Genomic DNA, 23,518 nt, shown 5'->3' on the forward strand with positions numbered 1-23,518 from the left:
TTTCGTCGGATCCGGCCGGCCTGCGCGGATCGGTAGCGTGGCGGTATGAACGCGCGGGTCAGAAGGCTGTCGGGGGACGTCGCGCTCGCCGCGGCCGTGGGTGTGGTGGGCGTCGGCAGCGATCTGGCCATCAGCGGCGCGGTGCCGATGGCGCTGGTGCCCGACGTGCCCTGGCAGGGGCTGTGGGTGCAGGCCGTGGCCGCGGCGGCGCTGCTGGGCCGTCGGCACTTCCCCCTCGCCGTCGCGCTGGCGATGATCCCGCTCGGCTTCATCGAGGTGCCGGTGGCGATGCCGTTCGCGCTGTACTCGCTCGGCGCCCACCGCGGCGACCGGCGGCTGCTCGTGGCCGTGGCCGGGCTGGCACTGCTCGTCCTGACCCACCTGTGGGAGGCGCCCGACCTCGCCACGGCCCTGAACCTCGTCGCGATCTGCGGCCTGGTGGTGATCCCCGCGACGCTGCTCGGCCTCTACGCCGACACCCAGCGGCGGCTCAACACCGCGCTGGCCGAACGGGCCGAACGCGCCGAACGCGAGCAGCGGCTGCTGGTCGAGCAGGCCAGGCTGGAGGAACGCACGCGGCTGGCCCGCGAGATGCACGACGTGGTCACCCACCACGTCAGCCTGATGGTGCTGCAGGCCGGCTCCCTGCGGATGGCCGCGCCCTCGCCCGAGGTGCGCGCGGCCGCCGAGGAACTGCGCGCCACCGGCCGGCGCGCGCTCGGCGAGCTGCGCGAGGTCGTCGGGGTGCTGCACGACCGGCAGCCGGCCGACCTCGCCCCGCCGCCGACCCTGCTCGACGTGTCCCGCCTGGTCGCCGAGTCGGGGCTGCCGGTGTCGCTGAGCCAGGACGAGCAGATCGAGCTGTCGGCACCGCTCGGCCGTACCGCCTACCGGGTGGTGCAGGAGGCGCTGACGAACGCGCGCAAGCACGCGCCGGGCGCGCCGGTCTCCGTCCGGCTGAGCCCCCGGGACGGCGGGGTCCGCGTCGAGGTGCGCAACCACCCGGCCGACCCGGCGCGCGCCGAGCCGATGCGCCTCGGCCTGCCGTCGTCCGGCACCGGGCTGCTCGGCCTGCGGCAGCGGGTGGAACTGGTCGGCGGCGCGTTCGCCGCGGGGCCGACCGAGACAGGCGGATTCGAGGTGCTGGCGACACTGCCGGCCAAACTGCCGGGAAATCTCCCGGGAAACCTGCCGGCAGAACTGCCGGGAAAGGGGAGGGGAAGCGCCCGATGATCAGGGTCCTGCTCGTGGACGACGAGCGGATGGTGTGCGCCCACCTGCGGGCGATCCTGTCCCGCGCCGCCGACCTCGAGGTGGTCGGCGAGGCGCACGACGGCGCCGAGGCCGTCGAGGCGATCGTCCGGCTGGCGCCGGACGTCGTGCTGATGGACATCAGGATGCCCGGCGTCGACGGCCTGACCGCGACCGAGCGCGCCTGCCGGCTCCCGCGACCGCCGAAGATCATCATGCTGACCACGTTCGACCTGGACGAGTACGCGGTCCGGGCGCTGCGCGCGGGCGCGGTCGGCTTCCTGCTCAAGGACACCGACCCCGAGGACCTGACCGGCATCGTCAGGGTCGCCGCCGACGGGCACGCCGTCGTCTCGCCCGAGCTGACCAGGCGGCTGGTGGCGGCCTTCGCCCCCGGCGAGCCCGCCAGACGGGCCGCCAGGCGACTGGTGGACGGCCTGACCGAGCGCGAGACCGAGGTGCTGGTCTGCCTGGCCGAAGGGCTGTCCAACTCCCAGACGGGCAGCCGGCTCTACCTCAGCGAGACGACGGTCAAGGGCTACGTGTCACGGCTGCTCGGCAAGCTCGGCTGCGCCAACCGCACCCAGGCCGCGCTGCTGGCCCACGACGCCGGGCTGGTCAGCCGAGCCTGAGCTCACGCGATCCGGCGGGCTGGTCAGCCGGGCCTGAGCTCACGCGATCCGGCGGGCGGCGAAACCGCCGCTGACCAGGCGCGCCGCCCGGCCGTCCCGGACCACGAACGCCAGATCCCAGCCCCGCCCGCCGGACAGGTCCTGCTCGGGCAGGAACCGGTGCTCGTCCAGCGGCAGCAGCGCCACCGGCGGGCTGACGGCGCCCGAGGCCACGTCCTCCAGCGTGACCGTCAGCACCCCCTCCACCGAGGTCACCTCGTAGCGCAGGTCGCAGGCGGCGTACCGGCCCTCGTACGGGCCCGCGTCGGCGGTGAGCCGCGTCACCGGCTCCACGTCGGCGGGACCGGCTCCCAGCAGCTCGGCGGTCACGGCGGCCGCCAGCGGGTAACCCGCGTGCGGGCTGTTGCACACCACCGCGACGACCACGCCGGTGGACGGCACCCACAGCAGCGTCGAGGAGCCGCCCAGATTGGTCCCGCTGTGGCCGAGCACGGTCGTCCCGCCGAAATCGCGCTGGTACGGCCCCAGACACCAGCGGTCGGCGAACCGCCTGGTCGGCAGCGACACCTGCGGCACCTGCATGGCGGCGCACGCCTCCGCCGACAGCACGCCGGCCCCCGCCCGCACGAACAGCTCGCCGAACCTGGCCAGATCGGCGGCCGTCGAGCACAGCGTGCTCCCCGCGGGCCCCGAGGCGCGCGAGAACGTCCACGGCCGCACCACCGAACCGTCGGGCGCGTGCCCGACCGCGACCCGGTGATACGGCAGCTCCTCCCACAACGTCAGGCACTCGCGCAGCCCCAGCGGCTCGAACACCCTGCGCCGCAACGCCTCGTCCCAGCTCGACCCGGTCAGCCGGGCGACCAGCGCGCCCGAGACGACGGTGGAGGCGTTGCTGTAGGAGTAGCCGTCGCCCGGGGCGAACAGCATCCGCATCCCGGACAGCGTCGCCAGGTAGTCGGCCGGGTCGTCGTAGAACCCGTTGTCGATCCCGCTGGTCATGGACAGCAGGTGACGCGCCGTCACCGACGCGGTGGCGGCGGCATCCGACAGCCGCAGCTCCGGCAGATGGCGCACCACCGGCGTGTCCAGGTCCAGCACGCCCTCGTCGACCAGCGTCATCACCAGCACCGCGGTGTGCAGCTTGGTCGTCGAACCGATCTGGATCAGCGTGCGGGCGTCCATCGGCGTGCCCAGCTCGGCGTTGGCGACCCCGGTGGCGGCCTCACGCAACTCGCCGTCGGCGAGCACAGCGACCTGCGCGCCGGTGACACCCAGCCGGCGGGCGGCCTCGGTCAGCATCTCTTCCATGGCGACCGAGTCTCAGCCGCCGTCCCGTGCCTGATCAAGGCGATGACGGGCGAAGCCGACCTTCGGCACGGCAGGACCGTACTTTGGTGGGGCCTTCGAGCGGCGGCCTGCCGCCGAAGGCCTGTCTCCGGAGGTCCGCCCAGGATTCGCCCGCGTGCGCGGCCGCCCCTCCCTTTGGCAGCCGAGCCGGTTCCAGAAAGCACGCCAACTTGAAAGCCGAGCCAGTTCGAGAAGCCGAGCCAGTTCGAGAAGCCGCGCCTGTTCCAGCGGCCGGGCCGGTTTCAGAGATCGCCCGGTTTTGGAGACCGAGCTGGTTTCAGAAGCCGAACTGGGCGAAAGGCCGGCCGTCGCCGATCGCCGCCAGCGCGGCCGCCGGGTAGGCCACCATGCCGTCGGGCAGCCGGTCGAGCGGATGCCACTCCAGCGCGTCGCACTTGCCCGGCTCGGCGTTGTACGGCTCGCCGTGCCACCGCTCGGCGCGGAAGAACAGCCCCACCCGATCGGGCGCACGATGCATGGCGTGGACGAAGGTCAGATCGCCGGGATCGACGATGACACCGACCTCCTCCCGCGCCTCCCTGGCCGCCGCCTCGACCGCCGACTCGCCGGCCTCGAGGTGGCCCGAGGGCAGATGCCAGCGGCCGTCGGCGTAGCCGGTGTTGGCCCTGCGCCCCAGCAGCACCTTCCCGTCACGGACGAACAGCACGTGCACGTCCACGATCGCTTTGAACCTGGCCCGCTTCACCTGGTGGGGAAGCGTCGCACCGCGGCCGCCGAGCGCCTGGGCCCACTTGACCGCCACCGCCGCGACCTGGATCAGCTCCGCGCGCAGCCGGTCGGGGTCGCTCTCGGCGAAGGCCTCCAGCACCTCCTCGTGCAGGATGTGCCGCCAGGTCACCGCACCGGCCCGCTTGGCCGTCTCCAGGTCGGCCTTCGCCCGGTCGGCGGCGGCCGTGCGTTCGGGACCCGTGCCGTCGGCGGGGTCCTGGACGCCGAACATGACGTCCTGCGCGACCCGCTCGGCGGCCACGTCGGCCAGCACCTCGGCGAGCGAGCCCGGCCGCCCGTAGTCGCCGTCCACCGCCTCGCCCCGCACCTCGGCGAGGGGACTCGGTCGGTGGTCATCGCCGTCCGCGTGCTCGCCCTGCGCCTCGGTGCGGGAAGTTCGCCGGTCGTCATGGCCCTCCGCGTGCTCGTTCCGCACCTCCACATGCACGCTCCGCACCTCGGCGGGCGAGCGCGGCGGGTCGTCATCGCCGCCGGCCGCGCCGCCCAGCGGGAACGACGCCTCCTGCCGCCACGCCGTACCGTCGTAGGCCAGGAGCACGACCTCGCTCACGCGGGAGACGAACGGCAGCCGCGCGACCAGGTCCGCCTCGATCTCAGCGCAGGCGTCGGGTGGCGGGCCGTCGGCGACCGTCAGGTGCGGGACGACGTCCGGATAGCGCCCGCCGTACGGCGGCACCTCGGGCCAGCGCCGCCACACGGCCAGGGTGAGCGCGCGCAACGGCTCGTCCGGCTCAGGGGCGAGATAGAGCACTCCCGGAAACCGGCCGGTGGCGTGAAAGGTGATCTCGAACGGGGCGAAAGCGGCGAACAGCCGCCCGAGCTCGGCCTCCACCCGCGCGTCCACGAGGTCGCGGGGCAGGAACGGGGTGAGCACGGTCACGTGCGCCGGCACGCCGTAGGCCGCGGAGGGGTCGTGGCGCTCCCGCCAGCGCCCGACGACGGGTTCGGCCGCCGGAACCGTGACCACCAATGCCGTCTCGCCTATCCGAAAGCGCTCCACACGACGATCTTCGCATGTCAGGCGACCGTGTGGCCGCCCTTGACCGCGATCCGCTCGCCGGTGACGAAGCGGGCGGCGGGGGAGTGAAGGAACGCGTCGGGGCCCCGGCGAGGAGGCCCGCGACCGCCGACTCGTCGGTGACGTCCGCCGTGAAACGCCGCGGCACGCCACCCCCGCCCGGATCTCGCCGACCATGGCTCAGCCCGCTCGGCCCCCAAACAGTGTTTGTCGGTGACCGCCCGGCTGTCGGTGACCGTCGAGCCGTTGCTGACCGCCCGGCCGTCGGCGACCGTCGAGCCGTTGCCGATCGCCGAGTCGCTGGCGGCCAGTTGCCGCGCGATGGCGGCGCCCAAGCCGCGGGAAGCGCCGGTGACGAGCGGGACAGGCCGAGCGGGACAGAGAGAGGGCGCGGGACGATCACCGGCGAATCATGTGCCGACGTCTCGGCTACCCTGGGGGCGCGATGAACGAGCTTCACCTGACCCGCTACCCGGACAACCCGCGCGACCAGCTGCGCGCCTGGGACGCCGCCGACGAGTACCTGCTGCGGCATCTCGGCGGCGACGTCCACGGCAGCCTGGTCGTGGTCGGCGACAGGTGGGGCGCGCTCACCACGGCGCTGGCCGCCCACCGGCCCACCCAGATCACCGACTCCTACCTCACCCAGGAAGCCACCAGGGCCAACCTGGGGCGCAACGGCGTCGACCCCGACCAGGTACGCCTGCTGTCCACCAGGGACACCCCGCCCAGCCGGATCGACGTGCTGCTGGTCCGCGTGCCCAAGAGCCTCGCGCTCCTGGAGGACCAGTTGCACCGCCTGGCCCCCTCCGTCCACGCGGACACCGTCGTCGTCGGCGCCGGCATGGTCACCGAGATCCACACCTCCACGCTGAAGACCTTCGAGCGCCTCCTCGGCCCCACCAGGACCTCGCTGGCCGAGCGGAAGGCCAGACTCATCTTCTGCACGCCAGACCCCGCGCTACCCAGGCCCCCGAGCCCGTGGCCGCTGAGCTACGCCCTCCCCGACGACGTCGGCGATCTCTCGCGGCGCACGGTCACCAACCACGCGGGCATCTTCTGCGCCGACCGCCTCGACATCGGCACCAGGTTCTTCCTGCGCAACCTGCCGGAGAGCCGGGGGCCGGAACGGATCGTCGACCTCGGCTGCGGCAACGGCGTGGTCGGCCTGGCCATGGCGCTACGCAACCCGGCGGCCGAGGTGCTGTTCGTCGACGAGTCGTACCAGGCGGTCGCCTCCGCGGAGGCGACCTTCGCCGCCAACGCCTCCTCGCCCGCCCGCTTCGTGATCTCCGACGCCCTCACGGGGGCCGAGGCAGGCTCGGCCGACCTCGTGCTCACGAACCCGCCCTTCCACAGCCACCGTGCGACCACCGACGGCACCGCCTGGCGGATGTTCACCGGATCCCGTACGGCGCTGCGCCGCGGCGGCGAGCTATGGGTGATCGGCAACCGGCACCTCGGCTACCACGTGAAGCTGCGCCGGCTGTTCGGCAACTGTGAGGTCGTGGCCAGCGATCCCAAGTTCGTCGTCCTGCGGTCGGTCAAGCGCTGAGGCGACGCCCGCCCGCGTGATCGGCCTGCCCTGCCGCTCGCCCGGCAGGCCCCCCGACCTGCGGGTCACCTGGCATGCCCTGCCGACCTGCGGGTCACCCGGCAGGCCTCGCCGATCTGCCGCTCACCCGGCAGGCCGCTGACCTGGCTGTTCGTCTGGTTGGCCCGCTGTTCTGGGCGCTCGTCCGGTCCGGCGTCTGCGGGCCCTTTGCTCGCCCCGGTGGGTCACCCGGTGAGCGAGGCGGCCAGCGTCGCGAGCTGCTCGCGCCAGAAGGCCTTCATCCGAGCCGCCGTCTCGGCGTCGGGCAGCTTCTCGTGCACCACGCCGACCATGGACTTGCCCTCTCCTTTGCCGGTGAAGCCGACCACCAGCCTCGTGGATCCGTCCTCCCAGCCGGCGCGCAGCGACTTCGGCGCGTTAGCCGTACGGATCACGAAATTTCCGGACAGCCAGCCCTGGCCGACGAACGCCTCGTACAGGCGCTCGACCGGCACCGCCACCGTCTTGCTCCTCTGCCCGGGCGTCCAGCCGGGCGAGCCGATGGCCGCCTTGACAAAAAAATTTGTCGGTGAGAGGCTGACAGCACACCGGAACAAGGGAGCAAGACATGCGCAAGATCGTCGCTTCGTTCTTCATCTCGCTCGACGGCGTCGTCGAGTCCCCCGACAAGTGGCACTTCCCCTACTTCAACGACGAGATGGGCGCCGCCATCGGCGCGCAGATGTCCGAGTCCGACGCGCTGCTCATGGGCCGCGTCAACTACCAGGAATGGGCCGCCTACTGGCCGACCAAGGCCGGCGAGGGCGAGCCGTTCGCCGACTTCATCAACGGCGTGCGGAAGTACGTGGTCTCCGCCACCCTCGACTCGGCCGACTGGAACAACTCCACGCTCATCCCCGGCGACTCCTTCGTCGAGCGGCTGACCGAGCTGAAGCGGGAGCCGGGCGGCACCATCGCGATGAGCGGCAGCCCCACCCTCGTCCGCTCCCTGCTGGAGCACGGCCTGCTCGACGAGCTCAACCTGATGGTGCACCCGATCGTCGTCGGCTCGGGCCAGCGGCTGTTCGACGGCTCCGGCCAGATCCCGCTCGCCCTGACCTCCTCCACCACCTTCACGACCGGCGTCCTGTCCCTCACCTACTCCACGGAGACGAAGTGACCACCACCAAGACCACCGCCGCGAAGCTGCTCCTCAAGCCGGGCACCTCCCTGTGGGTCTCGGACCCCGACCGTCTCGCCCTGGTCGGCCCGCTGCCCGACGGCGTGACGAGCACCCCGAGCCCGGCGGACGCGGGGGTGGCGCTGGTGTTCGGCGACGACGCGGCCACCGTCCACGACGTGCTCGGCAAGCACGCCGAGGACATCACCAAGCCGGCCACCGTCTGGATCGCCTACCCGAAGGCCAACAAGTCCGACATCAACCGCGACACCCTGTGGCCGATCGCCGGCGAGTACGGCCTGCGCCCCAACGGCCAGGTCGCCATCGACGAGACCTGGTCGGCCCTGCGCTTCCGCGCGCTGAAGCCGGGCGAGGCGCCGTTCACCGGCGGCCGCTGAGCCTCGGGTGGGCCACCACGGGTCGAGCAACGGTCACTCCGGCAGCCGGTCGCCCTCACGTGAGGCGGTCACCTCTCCGGCTGCCTGGTCAGGCTTCCGATAGACCGCCACCGCGAAAGGCCGGTGGGTCTCCGTGTCGACCCGCCTGGCGATCAGCCAGACGGCCGGGTCCTCGTCCGCGAACCTGTGCAGGCTCCTCGCCTCGGGCCATGGATGCACCAGGACCAGCACCCCGCCGTCCGCGAGCAACCCCGTCAACCGCCGCGACGCTCTGCGCAGCCGGTCGGCCCTGCCGATGTAGTAGAGCGTCTCCGCGCAGAACACCAGGTCGAACTCCTCCTCGAGACCATGGCTGAGGAGGTCGGCGTGCACGAAGCGGGCCCGCGCCGCGCGCTGCCTGGCCCTGTGCAGCGCCCGCGCCGAGATGTCGATCCCCGTCACCCGCGCCTCGGGGAAGCGCCGCACCAGCGTGTCGGTGAACACCCCTTCGGCGCACCCCACCTCCAGAATCCTCCGGTACGGCAGGCGCGGCACCTCGCCGAGCGTCGTGTCGTACTTGCGCCGCTCGTAGGCGTCGGTGCCGAGCTTCCAGGGGTCGGGCGTTCGATGCCACCAGTCGAAGTAGCGGCGCAGGAACACGCCCTGCCCTCGGGGCGAGAGCAGGGACATCGCCCGGAAGAACGCCCGGTGCAGGTGCTCAGGCAGTTCCGCCATACGGTCCCCCTTGATCGTAAGCGCTCAAGGGGAACCTAAAACGTGGCGGGCGAGGCGGCTAGTACTGGCGGCGTGTCCCGCGCGTGGCGGCCCGATGGGCGCCCGTTCCGGTCAACGACCGGACCGACAGCTCGTCGAACCGGTCGGGATCGGCCTTCTCCTTGCTGAGCAGCGCCCCGGCGACAGCGCACAGGAAGCCGAAGGGGATCGACACCAGGCCGGGGTTCTCCATCGGGAAGACGGCGAAGTCGATGCCCTTGGGCAGGAGCGACAGGCCGGCCCCCGTGACCGGGTCGATCTTGCCCGACACGACGGGGGAGAAGACCACCAGCAGCACCGACCCCGACAGCCCGCCGTACACCCCGGCCACCACGCCCGTGGAATTGAACCGCTTCCAGAACAGCGACAGCACGATCGCCGGCAGGTTGGCGGAGGCGGCCATCGCGAACGCCAGGGCCACCAGGAACGCGACGTTCTGCTGGCGGGCGATCACCGCGAGCCCGATCGCCAGCAGCCCGATCACCAGGGCCGAGAAGCGGGCCACCCCGACCTCCTGCGACTCGCGCGGCCGTCCGAACATCAGCACGTGGCCGAAGTAGTCGTGGGCCAGCGAGGTGGAGGAGGCCATCACCAGCCCGGACACCACCGCCAGGATCGTCGCGAAGGCCACGGCGCCGATGAAGGCCAGCAGCAGGTCACCACCCATGGGGCCGCCGACGAACTCGCCGAGCACCTGCGCCAGCTGCAGCGCGGCGGTGTTGCCCGACGGGTCCTGCGCCAGGATCGCCTCCTGGCCCACCAGCGCCGTCGCCCCGAAACCCAGCGCGAGCGTCATCAGGTAGAAGACGCCGACCAGGCCGATCGCCCAGTTGACCGAGGCGCGGGCGGTGCGGGCGTCCGGCACGGTGAAGAACCTCGTGACGATGTGCGGCAGGCCCGCCGTACCGAGCACCAGTGCCAGGGCCAGGCTGATGAAGTCGAGCTTGTTCAGCAGCGTCCTGACCGGGTCGCCCTCCACCTCCTGGGCGAACTTCGCGCCCGGCCGCAGGAAGTCGGGCTCGCCGCTGGCCTTCGCGGCGGCGCCGAGCATCTCGCTGAGGTTGAACCCGAACCGGCCCAGCACCAGCACCGTCAGCACGATCGTGCCCGCCATCAGCAGCACGGCCTTGATGATCTGCACCCATGTGGTGCCCCTCATCCCGCCGAACATCACGTAGAAGATCATCATCGTGCCGACGGTCACGATCGTCGCCACCTTGGCGGCGTCGGTCGACACCCCCAGCAGCAGCGACACCAGCGCGCCCGCGCCGACCATCTGCGCCAGCAGGTAGAACACCGACACGGTGACGGTGGAGACCACCGCGGCGGTGCGCACCTTGGGCTGCCGCCGTACCCGGTAGGACAGCACGTCGGCCATCGTGAACCGGCCGGCGTTGCGCATGAGCTCCACCAGCAGCAGCGTCAGCAGCCACGCGACCAGGAAGCCGATGGAGTAGAGGAAGCCGTCATACCCCGACAGCGCGATGATGCCCGCGATGCCCAGGAACGACGCCGCCGACATGTAGTCGCCCGCCAGGGCCAGCCCGTTCTGCGCGCCGGAGAAGGCCCTGCCGCCGGCGTAGAAGTCCTCGGCCGACCTGGTGTTGCTCCTGGCCCAGAAGGTGACCACCAGGGTGACGGCGATGAACAGGACGAACAGGCCGAACGTCAACGCGGTCCCGGTCATCGGTGCCGCCTTCCGTGCCGGGGCGAGGGGGTCCAGTTCTCGATGCGCCGGCGCTCGGCTAGCAGCTGCGCGGCCCGCTCCTGCTCGGCCTGCCGCAGCTCGGCCTCGTGGCGCAGCTGCGCCGACAGCGGGTCGAGCATCTTGCGGGCGTAGCGGGTGTAGCGCCAGGCCAGGACGAAGGTCGAGACGAACTGGAGCACGCCCAGGACCAGGGCGACGTTGACGTTGCCGATGGCCGGCGAGGCCATGAAGTCGCGGGCGAACACCGACAGCGAGATGTAGAGGAAATACCAGCCGAGGAACGAGGCGACGATGCCGATGGCCAGCCGGCGAAACCGTGTCCTGAGAAGACGGAACCTCCTGTCCTGCGCCAACTCCGCATATGGCCCTGGCGGGCCGTGACGTCCTGAGGCCCCCACCATGCGGCCCTCCCCTGGCTCGCGCGATGACACTCTGTGGTGATGCGACTGCACAGCGAGATGAAACGATACGGTCGCCTCCGCACTTTTTCCGGGGAATGCGGGAACTCCTGTTTCCGGCAGCTGGAGCGCCTGTTGCCGCGGCCGCCGTCGTCGGCTGAACCGGCGGCTTGCCGCTGGTCGTGGCCCAGGCCGAAGCGGGAACGATCGGCCACCCGCTGCCCCCGGCTCCCCGGCCCGATCCGGGCGGTCGCGTCGGGGGAGACGCTGCTCGAGCCGCCATGCCCGAGACCGCGCCGGACTTGTCATCGCCGCCTACGAAGCCCGCCTGGTGACGCCGCGTCAGCGCAGGCGCTGGACGGGGCTCCACGGCGTGATGTTTACGATGGCCAGCGCGGCGCGCGGACCATCGTGGCGGAGAGATCTGGCCGTCAGAACCAGAGATCGCAGTGGTGGGCGATCCTTGCGTTGACCGGTCGGACCGCCTCCGGAGCGAGGTTGAGCGCGCCGTCGGCGGCACCGAGACGAGGCCACGTCGGGCTGCCCGCCCCGTTGGGGTCGCCGGTCCGGACGAACCGGGCCCAGTAGCCGACGAGCCGGTCCGCCAGGCGCCGTTGATCCGCGGTGAGCTTCGGGGCGTCGGGGAAGTCGAACAGGTAGGAGGTCTCGGCTCCGTGCGCGGTGGCGGGCCGGACGTGGGCGGGCAGGGGCGCTCCGCTGGGAGTGGGTGCCGACGGGTCAGCGAAGACGTAGACGTAGGTGGACGCCTTCCTCGCGTGCTCGCGACCCGACTTCCAGGAGGGGCAGATCCAGCCGCTGTCACTGAACACGCGGCTGGCCGCCGTGGCGGGAGAGGGGAAGCGTCGCGCCGGGTAGCGTCGTTCGACACGTGGGGCGGCCGGTCCGAACGCGGTCTCGAGCATGGCCGGGTACTGGCGGGCGGTGATGCCTCGCGGGTAGCCGGCCAGGGTGAACTCGACGTGCTCGTCGCGGGTGTTGCCCTGCAACAGCGGTATGGCCGCCTGCTCGCCTGCGGCGAAGACCTTCGCCGGCTCCCGCGGGACGATGCCGGTGCCGTAGGCGAGCAGCGGGAACCAGGCGGTGTACGGCAGCAGCTCGCCGGCTCTCTTGTGGCGCAGGCAGGCCACGTCCGCGCAGGACAGCTGCTTGGCCAGGGCCTGGCCGGTGGCCTGGATCGTGCTGATCGGGTGCCAGGAGGAGATCGCGCTGACGCCCTTGCCCATGGCTCCTGCCGGATGGCTGGTACGGCACGATCCGCTTTGCACGATCGCCCGGTGGAACAGGCCCCTGGCGGCCGGTGAGGTCATCAGGGTGCAGGCGCTCATCGCGCCGGCGGAGGATCCGGCCAGCGTGACCTTGCCGGGGTCGCCACCGAACGCGGCGATGTTGGCGCGCACCCAGCGCAGCGCCGCCACCTGGTCCTGCAGGCCGAAGTTACTGCTGTCACCGAGCTCGGGATGGGCGAAGAAGCCGAACACGCCGAGCCGGTAGTTGACCGTCACGACCACGACGTCTCCGGCCCTGACCAGCCGTGCCGGGTCGTAGATCGAACCGGCGCCGGTGATGAAGCCGCCGCCGGGAACCCAAACCATGACCGGCCGTCCCTTGCCGGGCCGGGCGGGCGTGGTCACCTCCAGTGTCAGACAGTCCTCGCTCCGCGGGGTGCCCTTCGGCATGTCAGGTGCCTCCGGCTGTATGCACGCCGGTCCTGCCGTCGTCGCGTCGCGGGTGCCGGCCCAGGAGTCGGCCGGCTGGGGTGGCTGCCAGCGCCGCTCCCCGGTGGGCGGAGCGGCGTACGGGATGCCGCGAAAGCGGCGGACTCCGTTCTGGTCCGTGCCCTGGAGCTTGCCCGACGCCGTCACGACGACCGGGCCTGAGGTATCGCCGGCATGGGCGGGGGTGCCGCCCGCCACGAGCATCGACAGGCTCGCCAGCAGGGCGAGGACCACGGCCGTCGCCGGTGTACGGCCGGTCATGCGCCGCGCCCGCTCTGCTTGGCCTGCCTGCTGCCCCAGCCCGCCAGGAGTGCCCCGGCGACGGCGGCCATCGTGTAACACGCCAGCCATACCGCGAACCCGCCGGGCAGCCATGCGAGCAGGCCCGCGTTGTCGTGATCGGCCAGCAATCGGATGGCACCCTGTGCTCCCAGGACCAGCAGCAACATGCCGATGATCAGCACGGTGACGTGCTTCATGTGCGCTTTGTCTCCCATCGCCCCGAAGGGCCGTGACAGCGGGCGCGGCCACGCCCGCGGTTTATGGTGCGATCGAACCATAACACTGTCTTGGTACGATCGCACCACAACGAGTCGCCAGGGACGGATGACATGCCTAGACAGGTGGACCACGGCCAGCGCCGCCGCCAGATCGCAGAAGCCGTCTGGCGTCTGGCCACCCGCGGTGGCCTCGAGGACGTCACCTTGCGGCAGGTCGCCACGGAGGCCGGGGTCTCCGCCCGGCTGCTGCAGTACTACTTCGGCACCCGCGACCAGCTGCTGCTCGGCGCGCTGGAGATCCTCAACGACGACGCCGAGCAACGGGCCCGCGAGCGCCTCGCGATGCTCGGCGAAGTGCCCGGCACGCGCACGATCGTGCGGGGAGTACTGCTCGAACTGCTCCCGTTGGATGAGGAACGGCGCAACCGGCACCTGGTGTACGCCGCCTACTTCGTCCGCTTCCTGACCGACCCTGCTCTGGCCAAGGTCGCCCGCGACGCGCCGCGCGCGGTGGAGAACCTGGTGAGCGGACTGATCGGTCAAGGGCAGGAGGCCGGCCAGGTCCCCCGGGAGATCGACGCCGCGGCCGAGGCGGCGTTCCTGGTGGCGGGCGCCTATGGGATTCAGCCGAGCGTTCTGCTGGGACAGCAGTCTGCCGCGGACGCCGTCGCCGTGATCGACCACCAGCTCGCCCGCATCTTCACCACGACGTGATCCACATCGTCTGTGTCGCCCGCGTGCCGCCGCGGTCGCGTCAGGAGCGACCGGGCCCGGCCTCGGGGCGGCGCGGGTTGTTCGACGTCATCGCTGGTGGCGGAGAGCGGTGGTGAACCAGCTGTAAAGGGGGGCGAGTGTCGGCGACGCGGGCCATCCGTTGATCGTCGCCAGCAGTTTTCCAGTAGCGCTCGGCGTGCGGGTGGGCGGTTGTCCGCAGGTGGGCCAGGAGCCAGCGGCGCAGATCGCCGTCGTCGGCACGCTCCAACGCGTCGGCGTAGAGGCTGCCCAGTGAGACCGTTGGGGGTGCGGTTCTGGCGGCGGCCTGGAGGATGCCGGCGGAGACGGCTTCGTCGATTCGTTCACGCATCACCTGGTCGAGGCCGTCGTGCAGGCCGCTGATGTCGTGTCGGGGAGGCTCTTCGGCCTGGTCCTCGGCCGTGCGGCGCAGCGCGGTACGGAAGTCCGCGTTCTGGCAGAGTTCGGCGAGTTCCATCCAGGCCTCGACCTGATCCGGCGTCGGGTCGTCGGGGAGTTCGGGCATGGCGGATCGCATCAGGGTCACGAACTCGGGGTTGGCGTGGAGACCGCTGAAGGCGTCGTCGAGGAAATCGGCTACCAGCCGGCGTCGCTCGGACTGGGGAAGGGTGGCGAGTCGGTGCATGAGGTCCATCTCCATGGTGGTGGGGCCGCGTCTGGCGACTGCTCGAAGTACTGCACGGCGCAAGCGGAGGGTCTGGATCTTGCGGTCGGTCGGCCGGACGATGCCCTTGTCGGGGAGTAGAACCGGACGGTCTTCACCGTCAGGCCGGTCCTGCGGGATAGTTCTCCGATGGAACAGAGCGTGTCGCTGTCCATGCCCTCAGCTTGCTGTCTCCCCCACTGGAGACTCAAACCGGGGCCGGGGCGGTCACTCTCCGGATCTTCCCGGCACGCGGATCAGCGTCTGACGGCCGGGCGCGCAGTCAGCCGACCAGCTGGTCCGCCGGCAGATCCGGATCACGGGTGGTCCGGCGGTGGTGTTCACTGCTAGCCCTTCCCGGTGCGGAATTGTCGGGGACGTGCGGTTGAATGCAAAGATGGATCGACAGTTGACAGTGATGGCCGTTCACGCGCACCCCGACGACGAGGTGATCGGCACCGGCGGCATCCTCTCCCGTTACGCCGCCGAGGGCATCAGGACCGTCCTGGTCACGTGCACCAACGGTGAGCAGGGTGACGGTCCGGGCGGGGTCAAGCCCGGCGACCCGGGTCACGACGACGCCGAGGTCGCCGAGCGCAGGCTGGCCGAGCTGAAGGAGTCCGTCGCCCACCTCGGCATCGAGCACGTCGAGCTGCTCGGATACCGCGACTCGGGCATGGACGGCTGGGCGGGCAACGCCCATCCCGACTCCTTCTGCAACGTGCCGGTGGACGAGGCGGCCGCCCGGCTGGCCGGGTTGATGGAGCGCTACCGGCCGCAGGTCGTGGTCACCTATGACGAGAAGGGCGGGTACGGTCACCCCGACCACATCCAGGCGCACAGGATCGCGGTGGCGGCGACGGAGTCGACGGGCATTCCCGACAAGCTTTACTACACGGCCGTCTCGCGGGCCCGGGTGCAGGAGATGTTCGACTGGATGCGCGCCTCCGGGATCGAGATGGAGGAGGTCGAACTGCCGGAGGACTTCGGCACGCCGGACGAGCTGATCACGACCGTGGTCGACGTCTCGCCGTACGTGGAGAACAAGGTCAAGGCGCTGCGGGCGCACGCCAGCCAAAGTGACAGCATCTTCCTGTTGCAGATGCCGGAGGAGGCCCAGCATCGGGCGTTCGCGACCGAGTCGTTCGTCAGGAAGGTCGCCAAGGTGGCCGCGCCTGATCAGGAGGACGACCTGTTCGCGGGCCTGCGCGGCTGAGGGAGGCGCGGCTCGGGGCCCCGGTGGCGGCGACAGGAAAAGCTACCAACCGATAGGTTTGTTATCCTCGATCGCATGGCCACCAGGAAGCCCTACGCCGTCGGTATCGCCCGCAGGCAGCAGATCCTCGACGCCGCCAGGGAGTTGTTCAGTGTCCGCGGCTACCGGGGCGCGTCGATGCGCGACGTCGCCACCCAGGTCGGACTCACCCTGGCGGGCGTCCTGCACTACTTCCCGTCCAAGGAGGACCTGCTGGCCGCCGTGCTGCAGCAGCGGGACGACATCGACATCCCGTGGTTCGAGGAGAAGTGGGCGGAGGTCGGCAGCTTCCGCGTGGCGATGCGCGAGCTCATGATCCGCAACATGACCGCCCAGGGCGTCATGCGGCTGTTCGTGACGCTGTCGGCCGAAGCCACCGACCCCGAGCATCCCGCGCACGACTTCTTCCAGAAGCGCTACCGCACCAGCCGCGAGCTCTTCTCCGCCACGATCGCGCAGGCGCAGGAGCGCGGCGAGGTCGTGCCCGAGGCGAGCGGGCCGCTGCTGATCGCCGTCCTGGACGGCCTGCAGATCCAGTGGCTGCTGGAGCCGGAGTTCGACCTGCTCGCCGCGCTGGAGTCCTACCTCGACGGCATCGCGGTGAAGTGACCCCGACGCGTCGGTGACGAAGTTAGGAACCTTTCCTAACTTTATTGACACCCTCCCGAACCGCTTGCCAAGATGCGGCTGAGCGGCTTGGCGCGGCGTCGGCGACGACGTGACGCGCTCAGTTACCTTTCTGCCCCGGCCGCGCGTCGTGAGTCGTAGCCCCATGCCTTGGAGCTGTCAATGTCGCGTGCCCTGCTGTTATCCCTCACCCTGGTGGCCGGGTTGCTCGCCGTACCGGCCTCGGCCACGGCGGCCGAAACCCTGCTCTCTCAGGGCAAGCCGGCCACCGCCTCCTCGATCGAGGACGCCTCGTTAGGGGCCGCCGCCGCCTTCGACGGCGACCTCACCGCCACCCGATGGGCCTCCGCCGAGGGCCACGACCCGGAATGGATCCAGGTCGACCTCGGTGCGGTCACCCCGATCTCCCGCGTCACGCTGACGTGGGAGGCGGCCTACGCCAAGGCGTACCAGATCCAGACCTCCGCCGACGGCGTCGCCTGGACGACCGTCCACTCCACCACAAGTGGCGACGGCGGCACCGACACCCTCACCGTGACCGGCTCGGGCCGCTTCGTGCGCCTGTACGGCACCGCCAGAGGCACCTCCTACGGCTACTCGCTCTACGAGATGCAGGTCTACGGCGACGGCGGGGGCGGCAACCCGGGCGGCCCCGACTACCAGGCGGAGGACGCCACGCTCTCGCAGGCCTCCGTGGCCAGCAACCACGCCGGCTACACCGGTTCCGGCTTCGTCGACTACGTCAACGCCCCGGGCGGCTACGTCGAGTGGACGGTCCAGGCCGCGACGGCCGGCCCGGCCAACCTGACCTTGCGCTACGCCAACGGGACCACGGCCGCCCGCCCGCTGGCCATCGCGGTCAACGGCGCCACCACCACGCGTGACTTCCCCGGCACCGGCGCCTGGTCCACCTGGGCCGACGTCACGCTGCCCACCACGCTCAAGGCGGGCGCCAACACCGTCCGCGCCACCGCCACCGGCTCGACCGGCGGCCCGAACCTGGACAAGCTCACCGTCGGCAGTTCCTCCGGCGGCGAGACCTTCGTGGTGGCCGCCGCGGGTGACATCGCCGAGCAGTGCACGGCCTCTTCCAGCTCCTGCGTGCACCCGAAGACGGCCAACCTGGTCAAGCAGATGAACCCCGAGTTCGTCATCACGATGGGCGACAACCAGTACGACGACGCCCGGCTGCAGGACTTCACCGCCTACTACGACAAGACGTGGGGCGCGTTCAAGAGCAAGACCCGCCCGTCGCCCGGCAACCACGAGAGCTACGACCCCGCGGGCTTCGAGGCCGGCTACAAGTCCTACTTCGGCTCGATCGCCTTCCCCAACGGCAAGAGCTACTACAGCTTCGACCGCGGCAACTGGCACTTCGTGGCCCTCGACTCCAACCTCTTCGACCAGAGCGCCCAGATCACCTGGTTGAAGGCCGACCTGGCCGCCACGAACAAGCGGTGCGTCGCCGCCTACTGGCACCACCCGCTGTACAGCTCCGGCGAGCACGGCAACGACCCGGTCAGCAGGCCGGTGTGGCAGATCCTCTACGAGCGCGGAGCCGACCTCGTCCTCAACGGTCACGACCACCACTACGAGCGGTTCGGCCCGCAGAACCCGAACGCGCAGGCCGACCCGAACGGCATCGTCGAGATCCTCGGCGGCATGGGCGGCGCCTCGCCGTACAACATCGAGAACGTGCAGCCCAACAGCCAGAAGCGGCTGTCGGGGACGTTCGGCGTGGTGAAGCTGACGATGGGCGACAGCACCTTCTCGTCGCAGCTGATCGGCGTCGACGGCCAGGTCAAGGACACCAGCCCCACCTACACCTGCCACTGAGGCATGTACATCTCCGGATTCCGCTACCGCGGGCTGACCACGGCGGTGCCGGCCAACGTGCTGGCGCTGGGCGTGGTCAGCCTGGTCACCGACATCTCCGCCGAGATGGTGACCGCGGTCCTGCCGTACTACGCGGTGCTCGTGCTGGGGCTCAGCCCGCTGGCCTACGGCCTGCTGGACGGCCTCTACTTCGGCGTGACCGCGCTGGTACGGCTGGCCGCCGGGCACGCCGCCGACCGGTGGCAGCGGCGCAAGCTGGTGGCGGGCATCGGCTACGGGCTCTCGGCGGCGTGCAAGCTCGGCCTGCTCGCCGCCGGGAACTCGGTGGGCCTGCTCGGCGCGGTCGTCGCGGCCGACCGGACGGGCAAGGGCCTGCGGACGGCGCCCCGTGACGCGCTGATCTCGCTGAGCGCCACCCCCGAGACGCAGGGGCAGGCCTTCGGCGTGCACCGGGCGATGGACACGGTCGGCGCGTTCCTCGGACCGCTGGCCGCCTTCGCGGTGCTCGGTGCGACCGGCGCCTACGACGCGGTGTTCGTGGTCAGCTTCGCGATCGCCGTGCTCGGGGTGGTGCTGCTGGCCCTGTACGTCAGGGAGACGCCGGCCCTGCCCGCGCGGCAGGGGGTGCGCCTGGGCCCCGCGCTCGCGCTGCTGCGGCTGCCGCCGTTCCGCCGGATCTGCCTGACAGCCGCCGCGCTCGGCCTGGTCACCATCAGCGATCCGTTCGTCTACCTGCTGCTGCAGAAGGGCACCGGCATCGCGCCCGAGCATTTCCCGCTGCTTCCGCTCGGCACGGCCGCCGTCTATCTGCTGCTGGCCGTGCCGCTGGGCAGGCTGGCCGACAGGTGGGGCCGGGTCCCCGTCTTCCTGCTCGGCCACCTCGCGCTGGTCGGCGTCTACGCGCTGCTGGCGACCGGCGCGCCGTACTGGCTGGTGCTGGCGCTGTTCGGGCTCTTCTACGCGGCCACCGACGGCGTGCTGATGGCCGCGGCCGGCCCGCTGCTGCCCGCCCACCTGCGCACCAGCGGGCTGGCGGTGCTGCAGACCGGGCAGGCCGTCGCCCGCATGCTCTCCTCGATCCTGTTCGGCGCGGCGTGGACGCTCGCCGGACCCGTGCCAGGACTGGTCGCGATGGGCGCCGGCGTCGTGGCATGCCTGGCGCTCTGGAAGGTGGTCAGATGAGGAAGGCGCTCATCCTCGCCGCGGCGCTGCTCGTGCTCGGCGGCGGCGCGCTGTTCTACACCGTGCGTGCCGCGAGGGTGGCCGCGGAAGGCGGCCCGGCCGCCTTCGACCTCGCGCGGCCGGGCCAGATCGTGGTCAGGGACGGGCGCACCGGCCTGGTGCGCGGCAGCCGTACCCGGTGCGAGCGGTTCGCCACCGCCTCGGGGACGGGCATCTGCCTGGTCACCGACGTGGCCAAGACCTACGCCGTCGTCGTCGACCGGACGATGAGGGAGACCAGGCGGCTGCACATCGCCGGCATCCCGAGCCGTGCCCGGGTCTCCTCCAGCGGGCGGATGATCTCCTGGACGGTGTTCGTGACCGGCGACTCCTACAACACCTCGGGCTTCTCCACCTGGACCGGCATCCTCGACAACCGGACCGGCTACGCGGTCACCAACATGGAGCAGATCCCGCTGATCAAGGACGGGCGTCGCTACCACGCCGCCGACGTCAACTACTGGGGGGTCACCTTCGCGCCCGACGACAACCGCTTCTACGCCACCGTCTCCACCCGCGGGAAGACGTACCTGGTGCAGGGCGACTACGGCAAGTGGGAGGCGCGCGTGCTGCGCGCCAACGCCGAATGCCCCTCCCTGTCGCCGGACGGCGGGCGGCTGGTGTTCAAGAAGCGCATGCCAGGGGGGACGTGGCGGCTGCACGCGCTCGACCTGGCGACGATGGCCGAGACCCCGCTCGCCGAGCAGGCCGACGTCGACGACCAGGCGGCGTGGCTGGACGGCGACACCGTGATGTACGCCAAGGGCGGGGACGTGTGGGCGGTACCCGCCGACGGCACGGGCGCGCCCCGGCTGCTGGTCGCCGACGCCTCCTCCCCGTCGGCCGTTCGCTGACCTGGGCCGTCCGCTGACCTGGGCCGTCCGCTGATCTCGGCCGGGTGCTCCCGCGCCGGGCGGCGACGGCCGCGAGGGCTCAGGCGCGGCGGATCACGACGTCGCCGTGGTAGGTGCGGGCGCGCACCTCGAGGGTCTCGTCGGACTCCTCGGGCCCGGCCGCCGCCGTCATCAGGTTGCGCACCGTGCCGTACGGCGCGCTCACCTCGAGCCAGGCGGCCGTGCCCCGCTTGACGCCGACCTCCAGCTGGCCGTGGGCGGTCTCGAGGTCGAGCGAGCCGCGCACCGCCTCCTCGACGTGGATGCTGCCGTGGGCGGTCCTGGCGTGGACACCCGCCAGCGCGCGGTCGATGGTGATGTCTCCGTAGGCGGTCTTGAGCCGCAGGTCGCCGCGCACCTCACCGAGGCTGATGTCGCCGTTGGCGGTCCTGATCAGCGCGGTGCCGTCGACGCGCCGCACGTCGATCGTGCCGTTGTCGGTGGTGACGTCGGCGTGGCCGGTGGAACCGGCCACGCTGACGTCGCCGTCGCCCGAGCTCAGCCGGAGCCGTCCCGTCTCGTCGAGCGTGATGCCGCCCATGGCGGTGGTGAACGAGGACTCGCCGAGCCGCCCCCTGCCGCGGATCTCGGCCTGCGTGGACGCCTCGACGCGCGAGCCGGCCGGCAGCTCGATCAGCACGTCGACCGAACCGGGGCAGCTGAACAGCGACAGCCCCCGCTTCCTGGGCGCCTTCACCAGCAGTCGCCCGCCCACGAACTCGACGGTGGTCTGCCGGGCGGCTTGCACGTCGGCGTCGTCGAACTCGTCGCGCGGGCGGACCGTGACGACGGTGTCGGCGCGGTCGCTCGCCTCGATCCGCAGGCTGCCGGTGCCGGTGGAGATCGTCGCGGTGATCGGGTCTGGGGTCTCGAAGGTCTCGGGCACGGCACCACTATGACGCCATGATGACACCATGACAAGAGGGATATGGCCTCACCCTGGCGTCAGTGTCGCCTCTCAGGCCTTCCTGAGTGCCGCCCGGTAGCGCGCGATCCGGTCGGACTCGCTGACCAGGCAGCAGCTCGCGCACAGCTCCTTCTCGGCCGAGGTGTAGTACAGGCAGCAGGTGTCGCGCAGGTAGAACAGCCCCTCCCGGCCGGCCTCCGCGAGCCGTACCAGCCGGCCCAGCCGGACGAGCCTGCCGCCCGCGGCCGACAGGAAGCGATGGTAGGCCGCCTCCAGCGCGTCCACGTCGGCGCCGCGCAGCGCCGCGGCGCCGAAGGCCGTCGCGCAGCCGTACGCGATCCCGCCCTCGAGCTGCCGCAGCCCCGCCCTGGTCCGTACGCGCAGCGCGGCGGCCAGCGGCAGCAGATGCTCCTCCAGCACCCAGGAGACCAGCCTCTCCACCGGGCCCTCGGTGACGGACGGCTCCCGCAGCCCGACCGCCTCGAACCCGTGATGCTCCGACAGGCGGATGGCCACGTTCGAGGGGCGCATGTCGATCAGGACTCCCTCCAGCGCCCATGCCAGCAGCGCGGCGGGGGTGACGCGGCTCGCGTAGACGGCGATCACCGTCAGTGCCGTGGCGTGGTCGCTCACCTGGCCGCTGGCGTGCCGTTCGGCATCGAGGACGCGGGTCAGCTCCGGCGAGCCGGGATCGAGCAGCCGCGAGCAGTCGATCCAGTCCTCGCCGGGAGAAAGGCCGTGGTCGAGCCGGTACCGCTCGCCGAAAGCGTCGAGCCTGGCGAACACGTCGTGCATGCGCATCCTTCGTCGAGATCGAGCTACGACGAAGGATCGTAGTTCACAGCAGGGGAAGCGAGTGGCAGTGGTGGGCGACGAACGCGGCCAGCCCAGGAACCGCGGCCACCGCCGCGGGACCCGCCAGCAGCGACGCGACGGCGGCCAGCCCCGCCACCCGCTGGCGGCGGCCCAGCGGCGCGGCCGGCCGCAGCATGCGGCGCACCCTGGCCAGCGCGCTCTCCCCGCCCGCGCCCATCACGAACGCCGGCACCCGCCCCGTGGCCAGGCCCACCAGCGCGGCGGCGACCTGCACCCGGGGGTGGCGGCTGGCGGCCACGTCATCCGCGCGCAGCTCGACCAGGCGGGCCACCTCCGCGCGGGCCGCGGAGAACAGCGGCACGAACGGGAAGGCCCGCGCGAACGCCTCCCCGGCGGCCAGCACGAGGTGATGCCTGCCGCGCACGTGCGCCCGCTCGTGGGCGAGCACGGCGGCGACCTGCTCGCCGTTCAGCGACCTGAGGGCGGCCGTGGTGATCACGGTGGTGGCGGCCCTGCCGGGCAGGCAGTAGACCAGCGGCTCGGCGTAGTCGACGACGACGGCGCCGAGCTCGCGGTCGGGACGGCCGAGCAGGGCCAGGCTCTCCGCGTGGCGACGGCGTTCGCTCCTGGCCTTCGCCAGCACCCCGCCCAGGCATGCCCCCAGCCGGCCCGCCACCAGCGCGCCGGCGCCGAGCCCCGCCCACGCGGCCGCTCCCGGGCCCTCGGCCAGGATCATCGTGCACAGCTCGAACAGGTCGGCCAGGCCGTGCCCGATCGTGTCGGCCGGCACCGTGGCGGCCAGCAGCGCCAGCGGCGCCGAACCGGCGACCGACGCGCAGGCCGCCAGCCACATCGCGATCGCCAGCCTGGGCGCCCGCTCGGCCCACCGCGCCCTGCTCAGCCGGGCCGGCAGCAGGACGGCGACCGCGACCGCGTAGCCGGCCAGGATGACGGCGTCCGTCACGGCTGGCGGCCCTTCGGCGGGTACACCCGCAGCGCCGACTCCAGCGCGGCCGACTCCTCGGGGGTCAGCCGCTCCAGAAAGTGGACGAGCGTGGCGGCCTGGTTGCCGCTGCTGGCCAGCGTCTCCCGCATGAGGCCGGCCGTGTAGGCCTCCTTGCTGGTCACCGTCTCGTACACGTAGGCCTTGCCCACAGGCTCCCGGCGCAGCAGGCCCTTCTTGTGGAGCTTGTCCATGACCGTCATGACGGTGGTGTAGGCGATCTCGCGCTCCCGGCGCAGATCTTCGAGCACGTCTCGCACCGAGGCGGGGCGGTGGTAGGACCACATCTTGTCCATGATCGTGGCTTCGAGATCGCCCAGAGCGCGCACCATGCGCCTCATGCTACCCGCGATCGT

At 71.6% G+C, this 23,518-nt stretch carries 24 protein-coding genes; 11 read left to right on the top strand and 13 right to left on the bottom strand.

Annotated features, from left to right (window positions below):
* Positions 1 to 45 precede the first annotated feature (45 nt).
* Both ACWEVS_RS34840 and ACWEVS_RS34845 read left to right on the top strand, forming a co-directional pair.
* Positions 46 to 1,233, top strand: coding sequence for a sensor histidine kinase (locus ACWEVS_RS34840; RefSeq protein WP_452554929.1), 1,188 nt, complete (start codon positions 46 to 48; stop codon positions 1,231 to 1,233).
* Positions 1,230 to 1,883: a response regulator gene (locus tag ACWEVS_RS34845; protein WP_452554931.1), complete on the top strand. Its 654-nt coding sequence runs from the start codon at positions 1,230 to 1,232 to the stop codon at positions 1,881 to 1,883. Before ACWEVS_RS34840 ends, ACWEVS_RS34845 begins: the two co-directional genes overlap by 4 nt.
* A 39-nt stretch (positions 1,884 to 1,922) precedes the next feature.
* On the opposite strand, the gene ACWEVS_RS34850 is transcribed toward ACWEVS_RS34845, so the two are convergent.
* A complete protein-coding gene (locus tag ACWEVS_RS34850; protein WP_452554933.1) occupies positions 1,923 to 3,194 on the bottom strand; it encodes a serine hydrolase domain-containing protein in 1,272 nt (423 codons plus the stop codon).
* Between the two features lie 316 nt (positions 3,195 to 3,510).
* A complete protein-coding gene (locus ACWEVS_RS34855; protein WP_452554935.1) occupies positions 3,511 to 4,983 on the bottom strand; it encodes a 2'-5' RNA ligase family protein in 1,473 nt (490 codons plus the stop codon).
* Between the two features lie 463 nt (positions 4,984 to 5,446).
* Between ACWEVS_RS34855 and ACWEVS_RS34860 the strand changes: the two genes are divergently transcribed.
* Positions 5,447 to 6,556 carry a methyltransferase gene (locus tag ACWEVS_RS34860; RefSeq protein WP_452554937.1) on the top strand — a complete coding sequence of 370 codons (1,110 nt, stop codon included), beginning with the start codon at positions 5,447 to 5,449 and terminating at the stop codon, positions 6,554 to 6,556.
* Between the two features lie 224 nt (positions 6,557 to 6,780).
* On the opposite strand, the gene ACWEVS_RS34865 is transcribed toward ACWEVS_RS34860, so the two are convergent.
* A complete protein-coding gene (locus ACWEVS_RS34865) occupies positions 6,781 to 7,056 on the bottom strand; it encodes a hypothetical protein (RefSeq protein ID WP_452417633.1) in 276 nt (91 codons plus the stop codon).
* Between the two features lie 107 nt (positions 7,057 to 7,163).
* Between ACWEVS_RS34865 and ACWEVS_RS34870 the strand changes: the two genes are divergently transcribed.
* Positions 7,164 to 7,715, top strand: a complete 552-nt coding sequence (locus ACWEVS_RS34870) for a dihydrofolate reductase family protein (protein WP_452554939.1) — start codon at positions 7,164 to 7,166, stop codon at positions 7,713 to 7,715.
* Complete coding sequence (locus tag ACWEVS_RS34875) at positions 7,712 to 8,113, top strand: hypothetical protein (protein WP_354912755.1); 402 nt, start codon at positions 7,712 to 7,714, stop codon at positions 8,111 to 8,113. Before ACWEVS_RS34870 ends, ACWEVS_RS34875 begins: the two co-directional genes overlap by 4 nt.
* 33 nt (positions 8,114 to 8,146) lie before the next feature.
* On the opposite strand, the gene ACWEVS_RS34880 is transcribed toward ACWEVS_RS34875, so the two are convergent.
* From ACWEVS_RS34880 to ACWEVS_RS34900, 5 genes are all read right to left on the bottom strand, one after another.
* Positions 8,147 to 8,827 (bottom strand): class I SAM-dependent methyltransferase, encoded by a 681-nt coding sequence (locus ACWEVS_RS34880; protein ID WP_449928180.1) that lies wholly within the window; start codon positions 8,825 to 8,827, stop codon positions 8,147 to 8,149.
* Between the two features lie 58 nt (positions 8,828 to 8,885).
* The gene (locus tag ACWEVS_RS34885) at positions 8,886 to 10,553 is read right to left on the bottom strand and encodes a solute symporter family protein (protein WP_449928178.1); all 1,668 of its coding nucleotides are present in this window, start codon (positions 10,551 to 10,553) and stop codon (positions 8,886 to 8,888) included.
* Entirely contained in the window at positions 10,550 to 10,927 is a 378-nt protein-coding gene (locus tag ACWEVS_RS34890) for a DUF485 domain-containing protein (RefSeq protein WP_354912749.1), read from the bottom strand. Before ACWEVS_RS34890 ends, ACWEVS_RS34885 begins: the two co-directional genes overlap by 4 nt.
* 476 nt (positions 10,928 to 11,403) lie before the next feature.
* Positions 11,404 to 12,969: a carboxylesterase/lipase family protein gene (locus tag ACWEVS_RS34895; RefSeq protein WP_452554942.1), complete on the bottom strand. Its 1,566-nt coding sequence runs from the start codon at positions 12,967 to 12,969 to the stop codon at positions 11,404 to 11,406.
* On the bottom strand, positions 12,966 to 13,187 hold the full coding sequence (locus ACWEVS_RS34900; RefSeq protein WP_449928176.1) for a hypothetical protein: 222 nt from the start codon (positions 13,185 to 13,187) through the stop codon (positions 12,966 to 12,968). The genes ACWEVS_RS34895 and ACWEVS_RS34900 overlap by 4 nt, the downstream gene beginning before the upstream one ends.
* A 132-nt stretch (positions 13,188 to 13,319) precedes the next feature.
* On the opposite strand from ACWEVS_RS34900, the gene ACWEVS_RS34905 reads away from it, so the two are divergent.
* Entirely contained in the window at positions 13,320 to 13,922 is a 603-nt protein-coding gene (locus ACWEVS_RS34905; RefSeq protein ID WP_452417639.1) for a TetR/AcrR family transcriptional regulator, read from the top strand.
* Positions 13,923 to 13,962: 40 nt separating this feature from the next.
* On the opposite strand, the gene ACWEVS_RS34910 is transcribed toward ACWEVS_RS34905, so the two are convergent.
* On the bottom strand, positions 13,963 to 14,595 hold the full coding sequence (locus ACWEVS_RS34910) for a hypothetical protein (protein ID WP_452417640.1): 633 nt from the start codon (positions 14,593 to 14,595) through the stop codon (positions 13,963 to 13,965).
* A gap of 406 nt (positions 14,596 to 15,001) precedes the next feature.
* Here ACWEVS_RS34910 and ACWEVS_RS34915 point away from each other — a divergent pair, with 406 nt between their 5' ends.
* The 5 genes from ACWEVS_RS34915 to ACWEVS_RS34935 all read left to right on the top strand — a co-directional run bounded on the left by ACWEVS_RS34915 (position 15,002) and on the right by ACWEVS_RS34935 (position 20,397).
* Positions 15,002 to 15,820 carry a PIG-L family deacetylase gene (locus ACWEVS_RS34915; RefSeq protein WP_354912747.1) on the top strand — a complete coding sequence of 273 codons (819 nt, stop codon included), beginning with the start codon at positions 15,002 to 15,004 and terminating at the stop codon, positions 15,818 to 15,820.
* A gap of 75 nt (positions 15,821 to 15,895) precedes the next feature.
* Positions 15,896 to 16,468, top strand: a complete 573-nt coding sequence (locus ACWEVS_RS34920; protein ID WP_354912745.1) for a TetR/AcrR family transcriptional regulator — start codon at positions 15,896 to 15,898, stop codon at positions 16,466 to 16,468.
* Positions 16,469 to 16,648: 180 nt separating this feature from the next.
* Entirely contained in the window at positions 16,649 to 18,322 is a 1,674-nt protein-coding gene (locus ACWEVS_RS34925) for a discoidin domain-containing protein (RefSeq protein WP_452417642.1), read from the top strand.
* Between the two features lie 3 nt (positions 18,323 to 18,325).
* Complete coding sequence (locus tag ACWEVS_RS34930; RefSeq protein ID WP_452417644.1) at positions 18,326 to 19,504, top strand: MFS transporter; 1,179 nt, start codon at positions 18,326 to 18,328, stop codon at positions 19,502 to 19,504.
* A complete protein-coding gene (locus tag ACWEVS_RS34935; RefSeq protein WP_452554944.1) occupies positions 19,501 to 20,397 on the top strand; it encodes a TolB family protein in 897 nt (298 codons plus the stop codon). The genes ACWEVS_RS34930 and ACWEVS_RS34935 overlap by 4 nt, the downstream gene beginning before the upstream one ends.
* Before the next feature lie 79 nt (positions 20,398 to 20,476).
* Here the strand turns inward: ACWEVS_RS34935 and ACWEVS_RS34940 are convergent, their stop codons facing one another.
* The 4 genes from ACWEVS_RS34940 to ACWEVS_RS34955 all read right to left on the bottom strand — a co-directional run bounded on the left by ACWEVS_RS34940 (position 20,477) and on the right by ACWEVS_RS34955 (position 23,494).
* Positions 20,477 to 21,322, bottom strand: coding sequence for a DUF4097 family beta strand repeat-containing protein (locus tag ACWEVS_RS34940; RefSeq protein ID WP_452417647.1), 846 nt, complete (start codon positions 21,320 to 21,322; stop codon positions 20,477 to 20,479).
* 72 nt (positions 21,323 to 21,394) lie between these two features.
* Positions 21,395 to 22,138, bottom strand: a complete 744-nt coding sequence (locus ACWEVS_RS34945; protein WP_452417649.1) for a (2Fe-2S)-binding protein — start codon at positions 22,136 to 22,138, stop codon at positions 21,395 to 21,397.
* A gap of 43 nt (positions 22,139 to 22,181) precedes the next feature.
* Positions 22,182 to 23,123 carry a M56 family metallopeptidase gene (locus tag ACWEVS_RS34950; protein ID WP_452554946.1) on the bottom strand — a complete coding sequence of 314 codons (942 nt, stop codon included), beginning with the start codon at positions 23,121 to 23,123 and terminating at the stop codon, positions 22,182 to 22,184.
* A complete protein-coding gene (locus ACWEVS_RS34955; RefSeq protein WP_354912735.1) occupies positions 23,120 to 23,494 on the bottom strand; it encodes a BlaI/MecI/CopY family transcriptional regulator in 375 nt (124 codons plus the stop codon). Before ACWEVS_RS34955 ends, ACWEVS_RS34950 begins: the two co-directional genes overlap by 4 nt.
* Between the last annotated feature and the right edge of the window lie 24 nt (positions 23,495 to 23,518).

This window comes from Nonomuraea sp. NPDC003754 (assembly GCF_053605785.1).